This window comes from Microbacterium sp. OVT16B (assembly GCF_019969705.1).
Taxonomy (GTDB): Bacteria; Actinomycetota; Actinomycetes; order Actinomycetales; family Microbacteriaceae; genus Microbacterium; species Microbacterium natoriense.
Map to the genome: position 1 here is coordinate 957,542 of NZ_JAHXZA010000001.1, position 20,466 is coordinate 978,007.

At 67.9% G+C, this 20,466-nt stretch carries 22 protein-coding genes; 14 read left to right on the forward strand and 8 right to left on the reverse strand.

Features of this window, described 5'->3' with window-relative positions:
- Nucleotides 1-118 precede the first annotated feature (118 nt).
- On the reverse strand, nucleotides 119-1,372 hold the full coding sequence (locus LC438_RS04370) for an isochorismate synthase MenF (protein WP_223585970.1): 1,254 nt from the start codon (nucleotides 1,370-1,372) through the stop codon (nucleotides 119-121).
- A 154-nt stretch (nucleotides 1,373-1,526) separates the two neighbouring features.
- On the opposite strand from LC438_RS04370, the gene LC438_RS04375 reads away from it, so the two are divergent.
- The 6 genes from LC438_RS04375 (at nucleotide 1,527) to LC438_RS04400 (ending at nucleotide 7,512) form a co-directional block, all read left to right on the forward strand.
- Nucleotides 1,527-2,114, forward strand: coding sequence for a hypothetical protein (locus tag LC438_RS04375; protein WP_223585971.1), 588 nt, complete (start codon nucleotides 1,527-1,529; stop codon nucleotides 2,112-2,114).
- Between the two features lie 69 nt (nucleotides 2,115-2,183).
- Nucleotides 2,184-2,843 (forward strand): ubiquinone/menaquinone biosynthesis methyltransferase, encoded by a 660-nt coding sequence (locus LC438_RS04380; RefSeq protein WP_223587448.1) that lies wholly within the window; start codon nucleotides 2,184-2,186, stop codon nucleotides 2,841-2,843.
- Between the two features lie 34 nt (nucleotides 2,844-2,877).
- Nucleotides 2,878-3,939 carry a polyprenyl synthetase family protein gene (locus LC438_RS04385; protein WP_223585972.1) on the forward strand — a complete coding sequence of 354 codons (1,062 nt, stop codon included), beginning with the start codon at nucleotides 2,878-2,880 and terminating at the stop codon, nucleotides 3,937-3,939.
- 56 nt (nucleotides 3,940-3,995) lie between these two features.
- Entirely contained in the window at nucleotides 3,996-5,369 is a 1,374-nt protein-coding gene (locus LC438_RS04390; protein ID WP_105673758.1) for an FAD-dependent oxidoreductase, read from the forward strand.
- 81 nt (nucleotides 5,370-5,450) lie between these two features.
- Complete coding sequence (locus LC438_RS04395) at nucleotides 5,451-6,473, forward strand: hypothetical protein (RefSeq protein ID WP_146114281.1); 1,023 nt, start codon at nucleotides 5,451-5,453, stop codon at nucleotides 6,471-6,473.
- Between the two features lie 28 nt (nucleotides 6,474-6,501).
- Nucleotides 6,502-7,512 (forward strand): alpha/beta hydrolase, encoded by a 1,011-nt coding sequence (locus tag LC438_RS04400; RefSeq protein ID WP_223585973.1) that lies wholly within the window; start codon nucleotides 6,502-6,504, stop codon nucleotides 7,510-7,512.
- Here the strand turns inward: LC438_RS04400 and LC438_RS04405 are convergent.
- Nucleotides 7,503-8,135: a GntR family transcriptional regulator gene (locus tag LC438_RS04405; protein WP_105673752.1), complete on the reverse strand. Its 633-nt coding sequence runs from the start codon at nucleotides 8,133-8,135 to the stop codon at nucleotides 7,503-7,505. The genes LC438_RS04400 and LC438_RS04405 overlap by 10 nt on opposite strands.
- Before the next feature lie 413 nt (nucleotides 8,136-8,548).
- Here LC438_RS04405 and LC438_RS04410 point away from each other — a divergent pair, with 413 nt between their 5' ends.
- The 3 genes from LC438_RS04410 to LC438_RS04420 all read left to right on the forward strand — a co-directional run bounded on the left by LC438_RS04410 (nucleotide 8,549) and on the right by LC438_RS04420 (nucleotide 10,881).
- Entirely contained in the window at nucleotides 8,549-9,232 is a 684-nt protein-coding gene (locus LC438_RS04410) for a response regulator transcription factor (RefSeq protein WP_181155862.1), read from the forward strand.
- Nucleotides 9,229-10,260: a sensor histidine kinase KdpD gene (locus tag LC438_RS04415; protein ID WP_105673750.1), complete on the forward strand. Its 1,032-nt coding sequence runs from the start codon at nucleotides 9,229-9,231 to the stop codon at nucleotides 10,258-10,260. Before LC438_RS04410 ends, LC438_RS04415 begins: the two co-directional genes overlap by 4 nt.
- A gap of 84 nt (nucleotides 10,261-10,344) precedes the next feature.
- A complete protein-coding gene (locus LC438_RS04420; RefSeq protein ID WP_105673748.1) occupies nucleotides 10,345-10,881 on the forward strand; it encodes a hypothetical protein in 537 nt (178 codons plus the stop codon).
- Between the two features lie 888 nt (nucleotides 10,882-11,769).
- On the opposite strand, the gene LC438_RS18910 is transcribed toward LC438_RS04420, so the two are convergent.
- Both LC438_RS18910 and LC438_RS04430 read right to left on the reverse strand, forming a co-directional pair.
- Nucleotides 11,770-11,988: a PLDc N-terminal domain-containing protein gene (locus LC438_RS18910; RefSeq protein WP_105673744.1), complete on the reverse strand. Its 219-nt coding sequence runs from the start codon at nucleotides 11,986-11,988 to the stop codon at nucleotides 11,770-11,772.
- Nucleotides 11,989-11,998: 10 nt separating this feature from the next.
- On the reverse strand, nucleotides 11,999-12,634 hold the full coding sequence (locus LC438_RS04430) for a hypothetical protein (RefSeq protein ID WP_223585974.1): 636 nt from the start codon (nucleotides 12,632-12,634) through the stop codon (nucleotides 11,999-12,001).
- Between the two features lie 383 nt (nucleotides 12,635-13,017).
- On the opposite strand from LC438_RS04430, the gene LC438_RS04435 reads away from it, so the two are divergent.
- Nucleotides 13,018-13,155: a hypothetical protein gene (locus LC438_RS04435; RefSeq protein ID WP_181155861.1), complete on the forward strand. Its 138-nt coding sequence runs from the start codon at nucleotides 13,018-13,020 to the stop codon at nucleotides 13,153-13,155.
- A 187-nt stretch (nucleotides 13,156-13,342) separates the two neighbouring features.
- Here LC438_RS04435 and LC438_RS04440 read toward each other — a convergent pair whose 3' ends face one another.
- Both LC438_RS04440 and LC438_RS18915 read right to left on the reverse strand, forming a co-directional pair.
- Complete coding sequence (locus tag LC438_RS04440) at nucleotides 13,343-13,777, reverse strand: hypothetical protein (RefSeq protein ID WP_105673740.1); 435 nt, start codon at nucleotides 13,775-13,777, stop codon at nucleotides 13,343-13,345.
- Nucleotides 13,778-13,786: 9 nt separating this feature from the next.
- The gene (locus tag LC438_RS18915) at nucleotides 13,787-14,065 is read right to left on the reverse strand and encodes an antA/AntB antirepressor family protein (protein WP_146114279.1); all 279 of its coding nucleotides are present in this window, start codon (nucleotides 14,063-14,065) and stop codon (nucleotides 13,787-13,789) included.
- Nucleotides 14,066-14,173: 108 nt separating this feature from the next.
- Between LC438_RS18915 and LC438_RS04450 the strand changes: the two genes are divergently transcribed.
- Nucleotides 14,174-14,335 (forward strand): hypothetical protein, encoded by a 162-nt coding sequence (locus tag LC438_RS04450; protein ID WP_181155860.1) that lies wholly within the window; start codon nucleotides 14,174-14,176, stop codon nucleotides 14,333-14,335.
- 273 nt (nucleotides 14,336-14,608) lie between these two features.
- On the opposite strand, the gene LC438_RS04455 is transcribed toward LC438_RS04450, so the two are convergent.
- The gene (locus LC438_RS04455) at nucleotides 14,609-15,097 is read right to left on the reverse strand and encodes a YajQ family cyclic di-GMP-binding protein (protein WP_105673738.1); all 489 of its coding nucleotides are present in this window, start codon (nucleotides 15,095-15,097) and stop codon (nucleotides 14,609-14,611) included.
- 186 nt (nucleotides 15,098-15,283) lie between these two features.
- On the opposite strand from LC438_RS04455, the gene LC438_RS04460 reads away from it, so the two are divergent.
- The 3 genes from LC438_RS04460 (at nucleotide 15,284) to LC438_RS04470 (ending at nucleotide 19,062) form a co-directional block, all read left to right on the forward strand.
- Nucleotides 15,284-16,498: a maltose ABC transporter substrate-binding protein gene (locus LC438_RS04460; protein ID WP_223585975.1), complete on the forward strand. Its 1,215-nt coding sequence runs from the start codon at nucleotides 15,284-15,286 to the stop codon at nucleotides 16,496-16,498.
- 70 nt (nucleotides 16,499-16,568) lie between these two features.
- Nucleotides 16,569-18,173: an ABC transporter permease subunit gene (locus tag LC438_RS04465; protein ID WP_223585976.1), complete on the forward strand. Its 1,605-nt coding sequence runs from the start codon at nucleotides 16,569-16,571 to the stop codon at nucleotides 18,171-18,173.
- A gap of 1 nt (nucleotide 18,174) precedes the next feature.
- Complete coding sequence (locus tag LC438_RS04470; RefSeq protein WP_105673732.1) at nucleotides 18,175-19,062, forward strand: sugar ABC transporter permease; 888 nt, start codon at nucleotides 18,175-18,177, stop codon at nucleotides 19,060-19,062.
- 9 nt (nucleotides 19,063-19,071) lie between these two features.
- Here the strand turns inward: LC438_RS04470 and LC438_RS04475 are convergent, their stop codons facing one another.
- The gene (locus tag LC438_RS04475) at nucleotides 19,072-20,283 is read right to left on the reverse strand and encodes an ROK family transcriptional regulator (protein ID WP_223585977.1); all 1,212 of its coding nucleotides are present in this window, start codon (nucleotides 20,281-20,283) and stop codon (nucleotides 19,072-19,074) included.
- Nucleotides 20,284-20,466: the final 183 nt, after the last annotated feature.

Consider the following 20,466-nt stretch of genomic DNA (forward strand, 5'->3'; position numbering starts at 1 on the left):
TTCTCCGGAGTTCTGGCGCGCGCACGCGGTGCACAACTCCTCAAGAATCCGCCTCAGAGGGCCGGATCCGGTCCGGTCGGGCGGTTTCCTCGCATTCTGTGAGGAGTTGTGAACGCGCTCAGGCGAGGGCGTCGACCAGAGGGCGGAACTTCACCCTGGTCTCCAGCAGCTCGGACTCGGGGTCGGAACCGGCGACGATGCCCGCACCCGCGTACGCTGTGACGGCGATGGCGTCGGGGCCGGTCTCGAACTGGGCGCAGCGCAGCGCGATCGCCCACTCGCCGTTGCCCGCGGCATCCACCCAGCCGACCGGCCCGGCGTAGCGGCCGCGGTCGAAGGGCTCGAGCTCGCGGATCGCGGCGATGGCGTCGGGGGTCGGCGTGCCGGCGACGGCGGCGGTCGGATGCAGCGCGCCGATGAGGTCGAGCGAGGATTCGCCGTCGGCCAGCTCCCCCTCGACGTCGGTCGCGAGGTGGAACAGATTGGGGAGCTTCAGCAGGAACGGCTGTTCGCTCGCCGCCAGCGCCCTGGTGTGCGGTCGGAGAGACGCGAGCACGCTCTGCACGGCGTACTCGTGCTCGTCGAGGTCCTTGGTGCTGGACGCCAGCGATGCGGCGGCAGCGGTGTCGGCATCCGCATCGGCGCCTCGCCCGATGGTGCCGGCCAGAACCCGTGCGGTGACCGTGCGGCTCCGCACGGTCACGAGGGTCTCCGGGCTCGCGCCGATCAGCCCGTCGACGGCGAACGCCCAGGTGTCGGGGTATCCGCTCGACAGCGCGCGCACGAGGCGGCGCAGGTCGGATCCGGCGGGGATGCTGCCGGTGAGGTCGCGCGCCAGCACGACCTTGCTCAGCTCGCCGTCGGCGATGCGGCCGAGCGCCTGCCGCACGGAGTCCTGGTATCCCTGGGGGCTCTGCGCGCCCGGTCCGACCGTTCCCGCCCAGTGCGGCCCGTACTCCCGGGGCTCGGGGTCCGCGCACGACACCGGGTCGGACGAGCTGCGGATGCGGGTCAGCCAGGTGCGGCCGCGGTGCCGGCCGATGACGGCGGAGGGCACGACGAGGATGCTGTCGACGGCGGAGTCCTCATCGAAGGAGAGGGCGCCGAAGGCGACCAGTCCGGTGCCGGGGAGGCCGAGGGGATCGTCGATCTCGGCATCCTGCACCAGATCACGCCAGAGCCGAGCGGCGATCGCCGACCGCAGCGGGCCGCGGCCGGCAGGGATGCGGATGCTCTCCACGACACCGGATCCGACGGCGACGATCCCGTCGCCGCGGCGCAGCCACGCGAGCGGGTCGGCGGGGTCGGCGTACGCCAGGGGGTCTTCGACCGGGTCGATCTCGCGGGTCTCCACGACCAGCCTCGTGCTCACCCCTCCAGCCTAGTTCGTCGGTCCGGGCGGTCTCCCCGCCCGAGCCCCGTCTCCGCTTCTGTCCGCTTCGTCCTCCAGGAGTCTTCGCCCAACTCCACGGGCACGAGAGCTCCGCAGCGGCGGGCGTGGGGGTGGGGGCGCATACGCTGAGGGCATGAGCGATGCACGCCCCGCACCCGGCACCGAGATGATCATGCAGTGGCGCAAGTGGGACGGCTCCCCGCACTGGCGGCACGAGTGCTTGTACCTCGGCTCCGACCGATGGGGCGACTGGATCGGACAGCCGGTCGGCTGGCGGAGTGCTCGTCCGGGTCGCGAGTTCACGGCGGACGGGCTCAATGTCACTCTCGTCCCCGCCGGTCGAGAGGACTTCGCGCTCACGGTGAACCGAGACCACCCCAAGGGCATGCGGATCTACATCGATCTGGGCTGGGACGTGCACTGGTCCGACGACCCGCTTCTCGTGACCGGGATCGACATGGACCTCGATGTCGTGCGGGTGACGGGGGAGCGCGGCACCTGGGTCGACGATCGTGACGAGTGGGCCGAGCACAGCGCCGAGTACGGCTATCCGCCCGAGGTCATGGCCCACCTCGAGGCGCTCGCGCTCGATCTCGAGGAGGGGGTGCGGGCGCAGCATCCGCCCTTCGACGACGCCACGGCGGATGCCTGGCTCGACCGCCTCGCCGCGCTCGACCTCGGACCCGGCGAGCAGGGCGGGCGCTCAGCCGGGCGCGCCTAGACTGAACCCGTGACCCCGAACGAGCCCAACCGCGCAGATCTCGGCAAGGACCCCGCCCGCGTCAGCGGCATGTTCGACCAGGTCGCGGCGGGATACGACCGCACGAACACGGCCATGACGGTCGGCAACGACGCACTCTGGCGCGCCGCGACGACGCGAGCCGTCGCCCCGAAGCCGGGGGAGCGCATCCTCGACCTCGGCGCGGGCACCGCCTCGTCGTCGGCCTCCCTCGCCCGCAGCGGCGCCGAGGTCGTCGCCGCCGACTTCTCTCCCGGCATGCTGGCCGAGGGCAAGCGTCGGCACGGCGGCATGCGCAACCTGTCGTTCGTCGAGGCGGACGCCACCGACCTCCCCTTCGCGGATGCCGAGTTCGACGCCGTCACGATGTCGTATTCGCTGCGCAACGTGAACGACCCGAAGAAGGCGCTGCGCGAGCTGTTCCGTGTGACGAAGCCCGGGGGGCGGCTCGTGATCAACGAGTTCTCCACCCCGCCGCGGAAGCTGTTCCGGGGCGCGTACCGCTTCTACAACGCGCAGGTGCTCCCGCGTGTGGCGCGCGTCGCCGGCACCAACGGCGACGCCTACGACTACCTGAACGAGTCCATCCGCGAGTGGCCAGACCAGCGCAGGCTCTCCGCCTGGATCCGCGAGGCGGGCTGGACGGATGTCGCGTACCGCAATCTGTCCTTCGGCATCGTGGCCCTGCACCGTGCCCGCAAGCCCGAATGATCGAGGGGTCGCGCCGCGCAGGTAGGCTGGGTTCGTGACTTCGAGCCCCATCGCCCCGGGTTCGCGACTGGCGAGCCGTCTCGGCTTCAGCGACCGCGTCTTCATCGGACCCGCCGCTCGCCGTGTCGCGCGCGCCATCGAAGACGGACTCGAGCTCGTCGAGACCGGGCTGGCCGAGGACGTGCGCGTCGCCGACCCGCTCGCCGACGCGACCAGCCGCTACCTGTACGAGGCTGGGGGCAAGCGCATCCGCCCCGTGCTCACCCTCCTCGCCGCCCAGCTCGGCGACGGTAGCACGGAGGCCGTGATCGACATCGCCAAGGCGCTGGAGATCACCCACCTCGGCTCGCTGTATCACGACGACGTCATGGACGGCGCCGACCGGCGCCGTGGAGTGCCCGCGGCGCAGACCGTGTGGGGCAACAACATCGCCATCCTCACCGGCGACATCCTGTTCTCCCGCGCCAGCCAGCTCATGGCCCGCCACGGCGACCGTGCGATCCGTCTGCAGGCCGACACCTTCGAGAGGCTCGTGCTCGGCCAGATGCACGAGACGATCGGCGCCCAGCCCGGCGACGACCCCATCGAGTTCTACATCCAGGTGCTCGCCGACAAGACCGGATCCCTCATCGCCGCCGCCACGCAGGCCGGCGTCATCTTCTCGAACGCCTCCGCGGAGTACGAGGAGCCGATGCGCGTGTACGGCGAGAAGATCGGCGTGGCGTTCCAGCTCCTCGACGATGTGATCGATCTCTCGGCCAAGCCCGAAGACACCGGCAAGGTGCCGGGGACCGACCTCCGCGCGGGCGTCCCCACCATGCCGTACCTGCTGCTGAAGGCCGAGCCCGACGCGGCATCCGCCGACCTCGCCGCCCGGATCGACGAGGGGGTCGCCCTCATCGCCGACGGCGCAGACCCCTCGATCCTCGACGGAGCTCTGGCCGAGCTGCGCGACCACGCGTCGACGCAGAAGACCCTCGAGCTCGCACTCTCCTGGACGCAGGACGCCATCGACGCGCTCGCGCCGCTGCCGAAGGGCACGGTCCGCGACGCGCTCACGCGCTTCGCCGAGTCGCTGGCCGAACGCTCCAGCTGACCCTCGCCGCTCCGCGCGGCCGCACCCGGATCGCCGGGCGTGACGAAAGGACCCCCATGACCAAGCTCAGACTCGCCATCGTCGGTGCCGGCCCCGCGGGCATCTACGCCGCCGACATCCTGCTGAAGGCGGAGCGCAAGTTCGACGTGTCGATCGACCTGTTCGAGCAGCTCCCCGCACCGTACGGCCTGGTCCGCTACGGCGTCGCCCCGGACCATCCCCGCATCAAGGGCATCATCACGGCGCTGCGCGATGTGCTCGACCGCGGCGACATCCGACTGTTCGGCAACGTCCGATTCGGCGAGGACATCACCCTCGAGGATCTCAAGAAGCACTACAACGCCGTGATCTTCGCCACGGGTGCGATCCGCGACACCTCGCTCGACATCCCCGGCAGCGACGCGGTGGCGTCCTACGGCGCGGCGGACTACGTGAGCTGGTTCGACGGACACCCCGACGTGCCGCGCGAGTGGCCGCTGGACGCGGCATCCGTCGGCGTCCTCGGCAACGGCAACGTCGCGCTCGACGTCGCCCGCATGCTCGCCAAGCACGCGGAGGACCTGCTCGTCACCGAGGTTCCGGAGAACGTCTACGAGGGCCTCAAGGCCAGCGAGATCACCGACGTGCACGTGTTCGGTCGCCGCGGTCCCGCTCAGGTGAAGTTCACGCCGCTGGAGCTCCGCGAGCTCGGGGAGCTGCGCGACGTCGACATGGTCGTCTACGACGAGGACTTCGACTACGACGAGGCGTCGAAGGACGCGATCGCCAGCAACAAGCAGGTCATGGTCATCGATCGCGTGCTGCAGTCGTGGCGCAAGCGCGACTCGGTCAACAACGCCGGCGGCACGGCATCCCGCCGCCTGCACCTGCACTTCTGGGCCCGCCCCGTCGAGGTCCGCACCGACGAGAACGGCCGCGTCGCCGCTCTCGTCTACGAGCGCACCGAGCCCGACGGTCAGGGCGGCGCGGTCGGCACCGGAGAGCTCCGCGAGGTCCCGATGCAGGCGCTGTACCGTGCGATCGGCTACTTCGGCTCGCCGCTGCCCGGCGTGCCGTTCGACAAGAAGCACGGCGTGATCCCGAACCGCGAGGGCCAGGTGCTCGCGAAGGACTCCAACCAGCGCGTGCCGGGCATCTACGCCACCGGCTGGATCAAGCGCGGACCCGTCGGCCTCATCGGCCACACGAAGTCCGACGCCATGGAGACCGTGCGCCACATCATCAACGACCAGGGCTCATGGTGGCAGCCGGAGGATCCGTCTGAGGAAGCGATCACGGCGCTGCTCTCCGAGCGCGGCGTGAAGTGGACGGACCTCGAGGGCTGGCACCGCCTCGACGAGCACGAGATCGCCCTGGGCGCCCCGCAGGAGCGCGCCCGCGTCAAGGTCGTGCCGCGCGACGAGATGGTGCGGGTCTCCCGGGGCGAGTGATCGTCATCGGTTCGTTGCAGGGGTGCGGCGGGTCGACGGGGGAGCCACATCTAGCATGAAGTCATGCGTCACCCTCGATACTTGGTATTCGGCACGGCCGTGCTCTTCGCACTCGTCGGCTGCGCACCGACTCCTGAGCCCGTAGTGACACGGACGGCGTCGCAACCACCCACACCCTCCGCCACGCCTGCACTCGAGCCGGTGGTGGAGCCTGCGCCGGCCTTCGATGTGACGTGCGCCGATGTGGCTGACGCGGTAGCTGCGGTGATCGGCGAGCCCTCCACGCCTGTGCTGCCGGTCATGTCGACGGTGTCGACCATGGGCTGGATCGCCGGACCGGCGCAGTACATGTTCCAAAGGGCGGGAGGGATTGCGTGCTCTGCAGGCGGATCCGACGATTTCTGGGAGATCCTTCTGTTTCCCGGTGCCGAGGCAGTGATCGCCGGCGTGGACGCCCGCATCGGAGTGCCGATGAGCGAGGGCGGCAGTTGCTCTGCCGACGGATACTGCGGGTTCGAGATCACGGAGGGCGACGTCCATCTCTCCGCCCTCTTCGTGGATCCGGACCTCGATGACTCGACGAGCGCCGGGCTCGATGCGGCTCTGCGCGGCCTCGTCAGGAGCGCTGCCGAAGACACGCGCGACGTCGAGATCGCGAACAGCGACATCGAGGGAGCCCGTTGCGAGCGCTTCGTCACCATCGAGGAGCTGTCGGCTCTTCTGGGAACCGAGGTGAAGCAATTCGCCCACTTCGGAGGCTGGGGTGTGCCCGCAGAGGTCTACAACGTCGTGGACAGAGCGAGCCACTGTCTTTACACCTCACCGGGCGCGGGGTACGAGGTGAGCAACTATCTGCAGATAACCACGCTCCCGGCGGGTCGATGGGCGTTCGAGCGACAGGACGGGGTTCCGGTCGTCGTAGAGGGGGCGGACGAGGCGAAAGCCAGTTCAGGCGAGCTGGGAGAGAGCTTCTTGGACGTGCGTGTCGGCGATGACTGGATCAGGTTCACCACCTACGAAGGAGAGTCAGGCGCGAGGGACCCTCTACCGATCGCGACCAGGATCGTACGCAACCTCACCGTCGGTCACCTCGCTCCGCAGTAGACGGATCGCGGTCGGCTAGCCTGGCGGCATGGCTGACTGGATTCCCGACGTCCTCGGAGAGGAGTTCGCGCAGCTGACGCTCGAACTCGGCGACGACGACGAGGGGCCGGTCGTCGCGACCCTGGTGAGAGCGCTGCCGATCGAGGCGGGGTGGTGGGAGCGGATGCTCGGACGCCGCCGTCCGCTGGAGGACGTCGACGTGCTCTACGTGCACGGGTGGTCGGACTACTTCTTCCAGAAGCGCCTCGCGCGGTTCTGGACGGCGCGGGGTGCGCGGTTCTACGCGCTCGACCTGCGCAAGTACGGCCGCAGTCTGCGACCCGGACAGACGCCCGGATACATCACCGATCTCGCGACCTACGACGAGGACATCGCCGCCGCTCTCGACGCGATGGGTCGCGGGGCGGATGGCGCGGCATCCGCACGTCGCCTGGTGCTGTTCGGGCACTCGACGGGTGGGCTGACGCTGAGCCTGTGGGCCTCACGTCACCAGGGGAGTGCGGATGCCGTCATCCTGAACAGTCCCTGGCTGGAGTTCCAGGTGGCCTCCGTGCGCCCGCTGATCGCCCCCGTGGCGGAGCTGCAGGCGCGGTGGGCTCCCCGCGAGGTGGCTCCCCAGGTCGACCTCGGCTTCTACACCCGTGCGCAGCAGGAGGTCGCCGATCCCGACGACCCGGTCGAGGTGAACCTCGACTGGCGCCCCGTGCAGACCATGGCGGTGCACGCGGGGTGGTTCCACGCGATCCTCCGGGGGCACACGACCGTGGCCGCCGGCCTGACGATCGCGGAGCCGGTCTGCGTGCTGCTCTCGGCGCGGTCCGCGACTCCGACCAGGTGGTCGGACGACCTCACGCGGGCCGATACGGTGCTCGTCGTCGACGACATCGCCCGCGCGGCGCTGAAGCTCGGCCCGTCGGTCACCGTCGAGCGCATCGACGGCGCCCTGCACGACGTCTTCCTCTCGCGTCATGAGGCGCGCGAGGACGCGTACCGGCGTCTCGGCCGCTGGGTCAGCGGGTGGGCAGCGGCTCAGACGTAGTGCATCGCGCGGGTGAGCTGCTCGGCTCTGTCGCCGTCGGCGCTCAGCACGGCGTCGCGGAAGTCGCGGTAGACCTGCTGCATCCGCTCCTCGTCCTCCTGGGGGATCTGCCAGTCCCGGAGGTTGCGGAACAGTGCCATGCCCGTGTCCTGGATCAGCGCGCGGTGCTGAGCGTTGGCACTGCGATCGCTGAGGTAGGAGAACACCGCCCACCGCGACTCGGAGATGCTGCGCGGCTCCTGCGCCTCGTACATCTTCTCGATGAGGCCGGCCACGTGCTCGCGCTCCACCTCGGTCATGCGCGCGACGCCCATGCGCGCCGCGACGCCCGCCTGGTACCCGGCGAACTCGAGGGTCTGCGCCACGATCTCGGGTGTGACCGCGGTGACCTCCGTGTACCTGCTCGGGTACATCGTCACCAGGCCTAGGCGCTCGAGGCGCTGCAGTGCTTCACGCACCGGTGTGCGCGACACATGGAGCTCGTCGGCGACCTCCACGTCGCGGATGCGGTGCCCCGGTGCCAGATCGCCGTTGACGATCTGCGTTGCGATGTATTGGAACACCTCTTCAGCGAGCAGCTGCTTGCTCTCGCCGATGGTGCTGTTCGAACGCTTTCCGTTCATGGATTGCCCCCAGTTGCATGTCCAGATCCCGGACGCCCCCATGATGTGCCCGGAGGGCAACTACATCACGAACTGCGGCCGGATGCCAACACTCCACGCGCAGGCGCTCGGATTACGTCTGCGCGCGGGTTTTCCCCTGATATTTCGTAAAAATCATTTCTGTGGTCGGCGGGCGTTAGGGACGCCCGCCGACCACAGGCGATGGGCATGCACGGAGCTGTCGGGTGCCCGGTCCCCACAGGGCAGGATCCGCGATCCCGAGAACGCGAATCCGAGATCGGCAGCGCGTCGTGCACGCGAACATCGTTCGTCGCTTCCGGATGCGACAGCTTCCAGTCTTGAGCAACTAAACCCGTATATCAGTATGCGATCGCTGGGATCCCTCCATAGGCGCAGCGGAGCATACTGGGAGCGTGTCGAACTCACGTGACGGTCAGCCCGTGGGGCGGGCGCGGCTGCTCTACGTCGAAGACGAGCCCGACATCGCCGAGATCGCCGTCGAGGTGCTCTCCGACGACTTCGTCGTCGATCATGCGGCAGACGGCGAGGCCGGGCTCCGGATGGTTCTCGCCCGTCGTTACGACGTGATCGTCGTCGATCGACGGCTCCCCGGCATGAGCGGCATCGAGCTGATCCGCGCCATCCGGACCGCGCGGCTGGCGACCCCTGTGCTCATGCTCACCGCGCTCGGAGCGGTCGAAGATCGCGTCTCCGGCCTCGATGCCGGAGCCGACGACTACCTCGTGAAGCCGTTCGACTTCGCCGAGCTGCGCGCGCGACTGCGTGCGCTGATCCGCGGCAGGGGCGTCGGCGACCGCAGGGAGATCGGCGACTGGCTCTTCACCCCGGTCGCCCAGGCACTGTACTCGCCCGCGGGCGAGAGGATCCCGCTCACTTCGGCAGAGACCGAGCTCCTCGAGCTGCTCACCTCGAGCCCCGAGCACGTGTTCTCCAGGGAGGAGATCCTCGACAGCGTGTTCCCCGGTGGTGCGGCGGCGACGGTCGACGCATACGTCCACTACGTCCGCCGCAAGTCGACCCCCGAGATCATCGACACGGTGCGCGCTCGCGGCTACCGGACGGGGACTCCCCGATGAGCGGGCGGACGGATGCCGCGATCCGTGCCGACCGCCGCAGGGTGCAGCGTGCGGCGCTCCGAGCCGGAGTGTGGGTGGCGGCGGCATCCGCCGTGGTCGTCACGCTGCTCAGCGTCGTGACGATCGCCGCGCTGTCGGCGTCGTCGCGCCCGGAGCACCCGCCGGAGGGCCCCGGTCCCGGTGGGGGACGACCGCCGGGGCGCGTGATCGAGCTCGGCACGGCGATTCCGATCGCCGTCGCCGTGGGTCTGCTCGGCATCATCGCCCTCGGCGCGACGTCCTGGTATCTCGCGCGCCAGGCGGCCCAGCCGCTGGCCGCAGCTCTCGAGGTGCAGCGCTCTTTCGTGGCCGACGCCAGCCACGAGCTGCGCACTCCGCTCACCACCCTCACCAGTCGGATCCAGCTCGCCGAGCACCGCGCCGCACGCGGGGGCGACGTCGGCGGCGCCCTCGCGGATCTGCGTCGCGATGCGGCGGTGATGGATGCCGTGCTGACCGATCTGCTGGTCACCGCGGAGTCCGCCGGCACGACCGGGGCCGATGCGCACGCCGCCGCTTCCGTCGGGGCCGCCGCGCGCGAGGCGGCCTCCGTCCTCGCCCCGCGTGCCGCGGAGGCCGACGTCTCCGTGGCGGTCGAGGTCGCGGACGGGCTCGTGGTCGCGGCGGACGCCGTCGCCCTGCAGCGAGCGCTGACGGCACTGCTCGACAACGCCCTGCGCTTCGCGCCGAGGGGCTCGACCGTCGAGGTATCGGCGGTCGTCGTGGGGCGGCGCGTCGACATCAGGGTCGTCGACCACGGCCCGGGGATCCGCGGCATCGACCCCGAGCACGTCTTCGACCGGTTCGCGCGAGCGGAGGGCGCGGGGGACAGCAGCGGACGCCGCGGTTTCGGACTCGGGCTCGCCCTGGTCCGTGACCTCGCCCACCGGTTCGGCGGCACGGTCGCGGTCGAGGAGACCTCGGCGTCTGGCACCACCTTCCTGCTCTCGCTCCCCGCAGCGACCGCCACGGATGCGCGGAAGGGCTGAGGCTTTCTGATCACCGGGCTATGAATCCGCCGGACGGGGCCGATTCTTGGTCCTGTCTTGGGGGCGGGCGGCGACAGTGGCGTCATGTCCAAGAACTCAGACAACAGCACCGGTTCATCAGGTGCGGATGCCGAGGCGTCCGCACACCTCGGCTCCGATTCCGCGGCCACATCGCCCGAGCAGGAGACCGTGCCCCTGACGCCGACGGCCTCCGCGCCGCCACCGGCGGCGTCCTACGCCCCGGCCGCAGCGGCCCCGGCGGGCGCGCCGGTCGCGGTGGCCGCTCCACCCGCGGCTCGACGCAACGGGCTCCTCATCCTCGTCGCCGTGCTCTCCGGCATCCTTCTGCTCGGCATCGGGTTCGGGGCGGGCTGGGCGATCTCCGGCGTCGCCCACTCCCACTCCCAGGGCGGCTTCGGGCCCGGCGGAGTGTCCGGCCCCGGCGAACGCCCTGGCGGGTCGGAGGACGGCCGAGGCGGTCCTGGAGGAGGCGGCTCCGGCGGACAGGGGGGTCAGCAGAACGGGCCGCGCGGCGGTTCGACGGACAACGGCGGCACCGGGTCGACGGACGGCGGCGGCACCGGGTCGACCGAGGACGGCGGCAGCGGCACGAGCGGCTGAATCCCGCGCGCTCTTCGCGCGCACGAGAACGGCCGGATGCCGGGGCTCACCCCTCGACATCCGGCCGGTGTCGTCTGCGCGTCAGCGGTAGTTGATGAACTGCAGGTCGAGGTCGAGGTCAGCGCCCTTCGTCGGATAGGTGAAGGGGGTATCGGGCAAGTTTGGTCCTTAAGTTGGATTTCTATCAGCCTCGCTGTCCGAACGGCGGGGCTGTGATGCGGGATCGTTCGAGTGGATTCATGTGCGCGTGTTGCGGCCATTGTGATGACCATGGTGGGAGCGAAGAGTCGTTTCCACTCCCTCCCTGATCAAACGTCGCGCATGTTCATCGAACGGGCAATCAACATCGCGAACCGATACCCCGACTCGATCGCGATCACCGATGACTTCATGTCCTCAGGACCTATCAGCGGTGCCGAATCCATTCCGATCGCTGACCTGAAGGTCGGAAAGCTCCACACGGGCGAGGGAAAGCATCTGCGGGTCAACGGATCTGCGACGCGACACCAGCGAACTGGCTTACCTCGCCACCGCTCTGTAGGGATATCGACGTACTCGTCGGGATGATCCGCCCACGAGGCTCCCAGACGCCGACGTCACCGGCCCGTCTCGCGAAGATACGCAGCAGCAAGTAGGAGCGCTCCGCCCCACCGGGCTCGAGTTCATCACCGCGACGACCGAGACGATCAAAGGTTCCGCGCTGATCAAGACCACCGGCACCTACCAGCGCCGTGACGACGTCCGCGGGGTCGAGGCCGACGACGTGCCCGAGCTCCAAGCCAAAGTGCACGGCGGGTGGCAGCGGCTGCCTGTGCGTGACAGGTAGCCTTGGAACGTAGAAAGACCCCCACCCGCCTTTCCGGCGGTGGGGGTCTTTCTCTTCCCTGTTTAGGCAGAGTCTCTGCTAGGGGCCTTGGGTGCAGCTATGAGCACTGCGATTGCGCCGACTACTGGGAGCAGCAGGATGAGTAGGACCCATAGGATGACCCGCCCTGTGACCCCTTCACGCAACCGCACGATTCTGATCAGAGCCAGGACGTCCAGTGCGATGACTACGACGGCGAAGGCGATGATCAGGAGGACATGGAAAGCGGAAAGGCCGATCATGATCGTCAGCTTAGTTCGACCAGGCCGTGCGGTCCTTGACGAACAGGCTGAGCGTGACGCTCGTGTTGCCAGTCGCGAAGTTGTAGTTCGTCTTCAGGTTGATCTGAGCGGCGCTTTCGCCCGACTGGTACTGACGGACGAGCTCGAAGACGGGCTCAGAGCAGGTCCCCGGCCCGCATCCCCACGTCGTCTGCCCCCAGTTGTACACGCTCGCGTGCCGGTCGTTCTTGGTGTAGGAAGACCGGAACGACATCTCGACCGGGCCAAGCCAGCCGTACACCTTGCAGTTCGTTGCGTAGGTGGTGGCCACCGTCGTGCACCCGTCGACGCTGCGTGCGAGGCTGGACGAGTCAGGGGCGATCGAGCTGACCGCGACCGAGCCGTCGGAGAACCGCGACACGGTGACCTGCTTGGCGCCTTCCGAATGCTCCTCCTGCGAAACAGGAGCCAGCCCGAGCATGGAGTCCAGAGGCGTGCCCTGGTCCAGCTTGGCGAGGAGTTGATCCTGCGTTGCGGCCGGCACGTCGTACTCGGTCCAGACAGCGACCATCGCTGCCTCTGAGGTGCCGTAGGCGTCTTCGTCTGCAGCCGTGGTGTCTGCGAGTGCTGCGGAGGGCAGTGCGCTGGCGGCAACGGCTGCAAGCATGACGCTGGCGGCTGCCGCTGTGACTCGCCGCCACATTCTCTTGTTGTTCATGACGCTATCTCCGATCTGGCCCCTGTTCAGGGCCTCGCAACGAAGCTAACAATTCGACTGGACTAACTCTGTAGGATCTTCGGCCTACAGACAGATCCTGAGACGCCGCCTATACTCGCGCACACGTGGAACTCGCCGCCCGGGAGGGGCGAAGCTCGAGGCCAGGCAGGTAAGCATCGCGGTCACGCTGCGCGCCGCAGATGCCACACCTGGGCGTCCCGCAGCGCGATCATCCCGTTCACGCCCCTAGGCCTCGTGCGGCGCGGACTTCTGCTGTCCGCTGGCCGATGCTCCATGCCGGGCTCTCATCCCTGGATCGGGACATGAGAACGATGTACGACAACCTTGAGCCCGACATCGACATCGCAACAACACCCGACGATGAGCTCGGGCGCATTTGGGTCGAGCGTCACGAAGGAATGTCAGCCGAGCTGATTGAGACCGTGCTTGACGAGATCAACGGCCGATAGCCTCAGCATTTCCAACGGATGGCGAGAATCTGCGCATGAATGAAGAACGCGGCCCGACTGTCCGAGGGGACTGTCTACCGCGTTCACCACGATTTTACATCGTCCACCTGGGCGGTGGATGGACCATCCCGGCAGGGGTCAACGCGGGATCAAAGGTTCCCCGCGAAGGCTGCTCATGACGTGCGTCTTACCTTTCTGGCGCGAGGTAGACCTGCCCTTGCCGGGAGAACCTCCACGGACGGACGGTGCGCCGCGGCGCCCGCGCCACCAGTTCAAGCAAGCGCAGAAGGACGTCCTGACGTCGGTTGACTCGTCCGCTCGCCCAGAGCGCCCCCAGCAGGGCGAACACCACGACGACCCCGGCAACATGACCGATCAACGTTTCGGCTCCGAAGGAGGCGACGATAGCCCACAGAGCAGCGCCGAGGGCGGTCAAGGTCCAGAGGCCTGTCATTGTGTCTCGATCATCGGCCGCCGACAACTGCATCACGGAGATCGCGTAAGTCACGTCATCCAGACGGTACTCGTCATTCTCGTCGAGCCACCTTCGGACCTGGTCACGCCTTTGTTGCGCACGGACATTTGTGAGATCTCGCAGCTCGGCCGCCCTGGAATCGGTCACTCCCGAGCCCTACAAGCTCCGTGCCGTCGTTGGCCCTGCACTGCGGCGGCACGGTCTGACTCCTCGTACGCAGGGCGTCGAGGTAACCGATCCCGGCATGTCCAGCGTCAGAGCGTGATCGGTGGATGGTCGATCACCGGTGCTTTCCGTCAGAACTGACGAACAGTCCTGGCTGTCGACCAACCCATACTCGACCATGCGGGCGAACCACTTCGCGCACTCGGCTGCAAGCGGCCCGCGCCAGGCGCGTTTCTCGTCGAACGTTGCGCTTCGCGCTGATCCGGCCATGGTTTCACCTGGACGCGGTCGCGTGAGGCTACTGGTGCCGGTGTCGCTGGGGTCTGGGATGCTGTCGTTGTCCCGTGCGCAAGGTTCGGGCAGAGGAAGGAACAGGGTATGGCGAAGTTCATCATCAACGAAGACCACACAACGGAGCTGGAAGTCGAGGCACGGAACTACACCCTTGCAAGCGACTTCTTCTGGTTCGCTGCTGAAGACGGCGAGACCGTTCTGGCTTACTCGGCGTCGAAGGTCGTCAGTATCCGTCGCAAGGACTGAACTCGTTGAGCGAAGCCCCGGTGACCTCCATGAGGGCCGGGGCTTCGTTCTGGGCGAAGAGGTGCGCAGTCTCGGTTGCACGCGGCTAACGTACGTGCGCGTCAGCGCCTCGAACGTTCGAGCCCCCTCATCGGAATTCGCTTGCGCGCGGCCCGTGCGCGCACCATACGTGCGCGCGTCACAGGGTTCGACCGGTCGAAAGGTGTCCGCAGAGAGTGATTCTGCGGACACCTCGCGGACTGATTCAGGAAAACCCCTGTTCAGAGCACGTGCCTACCGGTAGTTGATGAACTGCAGGTCGAGGTCGAGGTCGGCGCCCTTGAGGAGCGCGATCACCGACTGGAGGTCGTCGCGGCTCTTGGACTGCACGCGCAGCTCGTCGCCCTGGATCTGGCTCTTGACGCCCTTGGGGCCCTCGTCGCGGATGATCTTGTTGATCTTCTTCGCGTTCTCCGAGGAGATGCCGTCCTTGAGGGAGGAGACGATGCGGAACTCCTTGCCGCTGGCGAAGGGCTCGCCCGACTCCAGGCTCTTCAGCGAGATGCCGCGCTTGATGAGCTTCGACTGGAACACGTCGAGCACGGCCTTGGCGCGCTCTTCGGTGTTCGCGATGATCAGCACCTGCTCGCCGCTCCACGCGATCGATGCTCCGGTGCCCTTGAAGTCGTAGCGCTGCTCGATCTCCTTGTGAGCCTGGTTGAGCGCGTTCTGCGCCTCCTGGTGATCCACTTTCGAGACGATGTCAAAGGAACTGTCAGCCATAGGGAGAAGTCTACCGACACCCTCATTTCCAGGGGAGTTGGAAGCGCTTTCATCTTGATCAGCGCGCAACGACACGGTCACAGGTTGGTATCGACGCACTTTTTCATTGCGGATCACGACGATCCCGGTGCATACTGTAAGCGCTTGCAGTACCGCAGGCCACAGCACTGAGAGAGGCTCACACCAATGAAGGTGAACAAGAGGAGCATCGCTGCCGTCGGCGCGATCGCCATCGTTTCGACCCTGACGCTCGCCGGTTGCTCGACCGGTACCAGCGGCGACTCGTCCAAGGGCGAAGACGCAGGCAGCACCCTGACCGTGTGGGTCGACTCCGAGCGCGTCGACGCGCTGCAGGGCGCAGCCGACTCCTACGAGGAGAAGACCGGCGTCAAGGTCAAGCTCGTCGGCAAGTCCGTCGACGACATGAAGGACGACTTCATCCAGCAGGTGCCGACGGGCAAGGGCCCCGACGTCGTCATGGGCGCGCACGACTGGCTGGGCGAGCTCTCCACCAACGGCGTCATCGCCCCGCTGGAGCTCGGCGACTCGGCATCCGACTACCTGCCCGTCGCCCTCCAGGCAGCGACCTACGACGGCACCGTCTACATGCTCCCGTACGCGGTCGAGAACATCGCCGTGCTGCGCAACGCCGACCTCGTCCCCACGGCTCCGACGAGCTTCGACGACATGCTCTCCAAGGGCACGTTCGTCGTCGAGCAGGGCGCCGAGGGCAACCCGTACCACCTCTACCCGTTCCAGACGGCGTTCGGCGCCCCGGTCTTCGGCACCGACGACTCCGGCAGCTACGACCCGACCGACCTCCAGCTCGGCAGCGAGGGCGGCTTCGCCTTCGCCGACTGGCTCGCGGCCAAGGGCAAGAACGGCACCGGCACGCTGAACACCGACATCGACGGCGAGATCGCCAAGCAGCAGTTCCTCGACGGCACCGCCGCCTTCTGGCTCACCGGCCCGTGGAACGTCGGCGCGGCTGTCGACGCCGGCATCAACGTCGCGATCGACCCCGTCCCCAGCCCCACCGGCGAGACCGCGTCGCCGTTCGCCGGCGTCAAGGGCTTCTTCGTCAGCGCCGAGTCCAAGAACAAGGTCGCGGCCAACGACTTCCTCGTCAACTACCTCGGCACCAAGGACGTCCAGCTCGAGCTCTTCAAGGCCGGCAACGTGCTGCCCGCGCTCACCGCTGCGGCCGACGAGGCGGCATCCGACCCGATCATCGCCGGCTTCCAGGCCGTCGGCGCCGACGCCGTCCCGATGCCGGCCATCCCGGCCATGGGCTCGGTGTGGCAGTTCTGGGGCGTCGCCGAGGCGGCCATCATCAACGGCGCAGACCCGAAGACGACGTGGCAGAAGCTCGTCGACGACGTGACCGCGGCCATCAAGTAAGACACACCCAGCACCATCCTGCCGGGGCGGACGTCACCGTCCGCCCCGGCAGCTCCACGACGGGGACGAGATGACAGACACCGCCGAGCCCACGGCTCCTCCGACCAAGCGCCAGCGTCAGGCCGCGAAGATCGCCGAAGCGGCGTCCACGCCGATCGGCTGGATGCTGCTGAAGATCCTGCTGCTGGCCATCGTCGACGCGATCGCGCTCTACGCGGCCTACGTGCTCTTCACGCACCAGGAATGGCTGATCCTCGGCATCGTGGTCGTGGTCGCCGTCCTCGTCAACTGGATCTACTTCTCCCGCAAGCGGATCCCCGCGAAGTACCTCACGCCCGGCATCATCTTCCTGATCATCTTCCAGGTGTTCACGCTGCTCTACACCGGGTACATCGGCTTCACGAACTACGGCACCGGTCACAACGGCACCAAGGACCAGGCGATCTCCTCGCTGCTCGCCTCCGCGCAGGAGCGCGTCGAGGACTCGCCCACCTACCCCGTGACCGTCGTCGAACAGTTCGGCACCTACGGCCTCCTGGTCACCGACCCCGACTCCGGCGATGCGCTCCTCGGCACCGCCGAGCAGCCGCTGCAGGAGGTCGACGCGGAGTTCGACGGCGACAGGGCCGTCTCGGTCGACGGCTGGACCACGCTCCCTCTCGCCAAGGTCTTCACGCTCTCGAGCGTCCTGGAGAAGCTCTCGGTGCCGTTCAGCGACGACCCCAACGACGGGAGCCTCCGGGCGCCAGACGGGCAGAAGGGGTATCTGTACGTCTCGACGCTCGCGTACGACGCGGATGCCGACACCATCACCGACACCGACACCGACACGGTCTACTCCGACGTCGGCACCGGCGCGTTCACCTCCGACAGCGGCGAGGAGCTGCTCCCCGGATGGCAGACGACGGTCGGCTTCGACAACTTCGTGCGCGCCGTCGCCGACGAGTCCATCCGCGGCCCGCTGATCTCCGTCACGATCTGGACGTTCGTGTTCGCCCTCGTCTCCGTGGCGTCGACGTTCTTCCTCGGTCTTCTTCTCGCGCTCGTGTTCAACAACACCCGGATGCGGTTCCGCAACGGCTACCGGATCATCCTGATCCTCCCGTACGCGTTCCCCGCGTTCCTCTCCGCCCTGGTCTGGGCGGGCATGATGAACGAGAGCTTCGGCTTCATCAACCAGGTCATCTTCGGGGGCGCGGAGATCCCGTGGCTCACCGACCCGAACCTCGCCAAGGTGTCGGTGCTGATCGTCAACCTCTGGCTCGGCTTCCCCTACATGTTCCTCGTCTGCATGGGCGCCCTGCAGGGCATCCCCGAAGACGTGAACGAGGCGGCGGTGATGGACGGCGCGAACCCGTGGCAGGTCTTCCGGCGCATCAAGCTGCCGCTTCTGCTCGTGACGGTGGCGCCGCTGCTGATCTCGTCGTTCGCGTTCAACTTCAACAACTTCAACCTGATCTACATGCTCACCAAGGGCGGTCCCCGCTTCGACGACGTGAGCATCCCGGTCGGGCACACCGACATCCTCATCTCGATGGTCTACAAGGTGGCCTTCACCGGTCAGAACCGCGACTACGGTCTGGCCTCCGCCTTCACCATCCTCATCTTCATCGTGGTGGCGACGATCTCGATCATCAGCTTCCGCAAGACCAAGGCACTCGAGGAGCTGAACTGACATGAGCACCGACATCCTCGCTCCGCGCAAGCGCAGCCTCGGCGCGTGGTTCGCCGACACCGGATGGCGCCACGTCGTCGCCATCGTGGTGAGCGCCTTCGCCCTGTTCCCGCTGCTCTACGTGTTCTCCGCATCGCTGAACCCGAAGGGCACGCTGACCGGATCCAACCAGCTGTTCTCCGCGATCGGCATCGACAGCTACGTGCGCATCCTCAGCGATCCGCAGAACCCCTACGGCCTGTGGTTCCTGAACACCCTCGTCATCGCCGTGGTTACGGGCGCATCGACCGTGTTCATCGGCGCGCTGGCGGCATATGCCTTCTCACGCATGCGATTCGCCGGGCGCCGCATCGGCCTCGTCACGATCGTCGTGGTGCAGATGTTCCCGCAGCTGCTCGCGGTCGTCGCGATCTTCCTGCTGATGTCCACGCTGGGGGACTGGTTCCCCGCGATCGGCCTGAACACGCACACCGGCCTGATCCTCGTGTACCTCGGCGGCGCTCTCGGCGTGAACACCTACCTGATGTACGGGTTCTTCAACACGCTGCCGATGGAGCTCGACGAGGCCGCGCGCATCGACGGCGCCGGGCACGCGCGCATCTTCTTCACGATGATCCTCCCGCTGGTGGCGCCGATCCTCGCGGTGGTCGCCCTGCTGTCGTTCATCGGCACGGTGAACGAGTACGTGATCGCGAGCATCATGCTCGTCGACGTCGACAAGCAGACGCTCGTCGTCGGTCTCACGAAGCTCGTCGCGAACCCCCGCTACGCGGACTGGTCGGCCTTCTCCGCCGGCGCCGTGATGGCGGCCGTGCCGGTGATGATCCTGTTCCTGTTCCTGCAGAGGTACATCGTCGGCGGCTTGACCGCCGGAGCGACCAAGGGCTGACGCGGCGGGTCAGTCGTCGTCGCCCGCAGGCTTCGACTGGCCGCCGCTCACGGTGCTCAGCACCTCGTCCTGCACCCGCTCGAGCGCCAGGCGCAGGGCGCCGTCGAGAACCGGGTTCTCGTCCAGCGCCGAGAGAAGCACGGGCGGCCGTGCGACGACGGCGGCGTGCAGATGGTGCTGCACCAGGCTGCGCAGACGCTCCCCGCCTGCAAGGGCGAAGTCGCCGGCCAGCACGATGAGGTCGGGGTCGACGATCGCGACCACCGCAGACAGGCCGAGGGCCAGTCGGCTGGCGATCTCGTCGAGGGCCGCTGACGCCGCGTCGCCGTCTGCGGCGACGGCATCCGCCACCGCATCCACCGGCGTGGGCGCGTCGAAGCCGTGCTCCGCGAGCACGCGGCCGAGCGCGGGTGCGCCGGCGAGAGCCTGCATGCCGCTCGCGCCGAACTCGTTGGTCAGGCTGCCGACCGGCGCTCCGGGGAGCGGCAGGTCGGAGATCTCGCCCGCGCCTCCCGTGAGGCCACGGTGCACGCGTCCGCCGAACATCAGACCCATGCCGATGCCGTCCGAGACCCAGAGCACCGCGAAGCTGTCGTTCTCCGTCGCGACGCCGTGGGCGCGCTCGGCGATCGTGACGAGGTTCACGTCGTTCTCGATGTCGACGGGGGCGCCGATGCGCTCCTGCAGGGCGGCGGTGAGACCGGCGCGCTGCCATCCAGGGAGGTGCGACGCGAAGCGGAGGCGGTCGGAGGTCGGGTCGATCGCGCCCTGGATGCCGATGACGACGCGGCGCAGGTCGGACGGATCCACGCCGATCGGGGCGCACGCGCCGCTGAGCGCCTCGTGCACCTGCAGGGTCGGGTCGCTGACGTCGCCCTCGGGGGTCGGCAGCGCGAACTCTCCGACCTTCCTGCCGGTGAGGTCGACCACGACGGTCGCGATGCGCTCGGGCGTCACGTCGACGGCGGCGGTGTAGGCGGCCTTCTCGTTGACGCTGAAGAGCTCGGCGGCGCGTCCGATGGCGCCGTCGCGGTTGCCCTCGCTCTTGACCAGGCCGCTGTCGCGCAGCTGCATGAGCAGGTGGGATGCCGTGGGCTTCGACACGGCGAGATGGGCGGCGATCTCGGGGCGGCTCAGCGGGCCGAGATCGAGCAGGAGCCGCAGCGCCGCGCGCGCGTTGATCGCTCTGACGACGCTGGTTCCGGTCGGGGCAGTGGGCACGGAGTCCTCGATGTTCGTGGTCGGGTACTCCGAATCGTACAGACCTTGACGACCAATGAACGCGAGAAGAAGTAATCATCCGACCATTGCGCACGGCAGGCGACTGGGGTATAACTCTTCGTAAAGAATGTTTCCTAACTTTCTGAACCGACCCCCATCGGAGGAACCATGCGTCAACGTCGA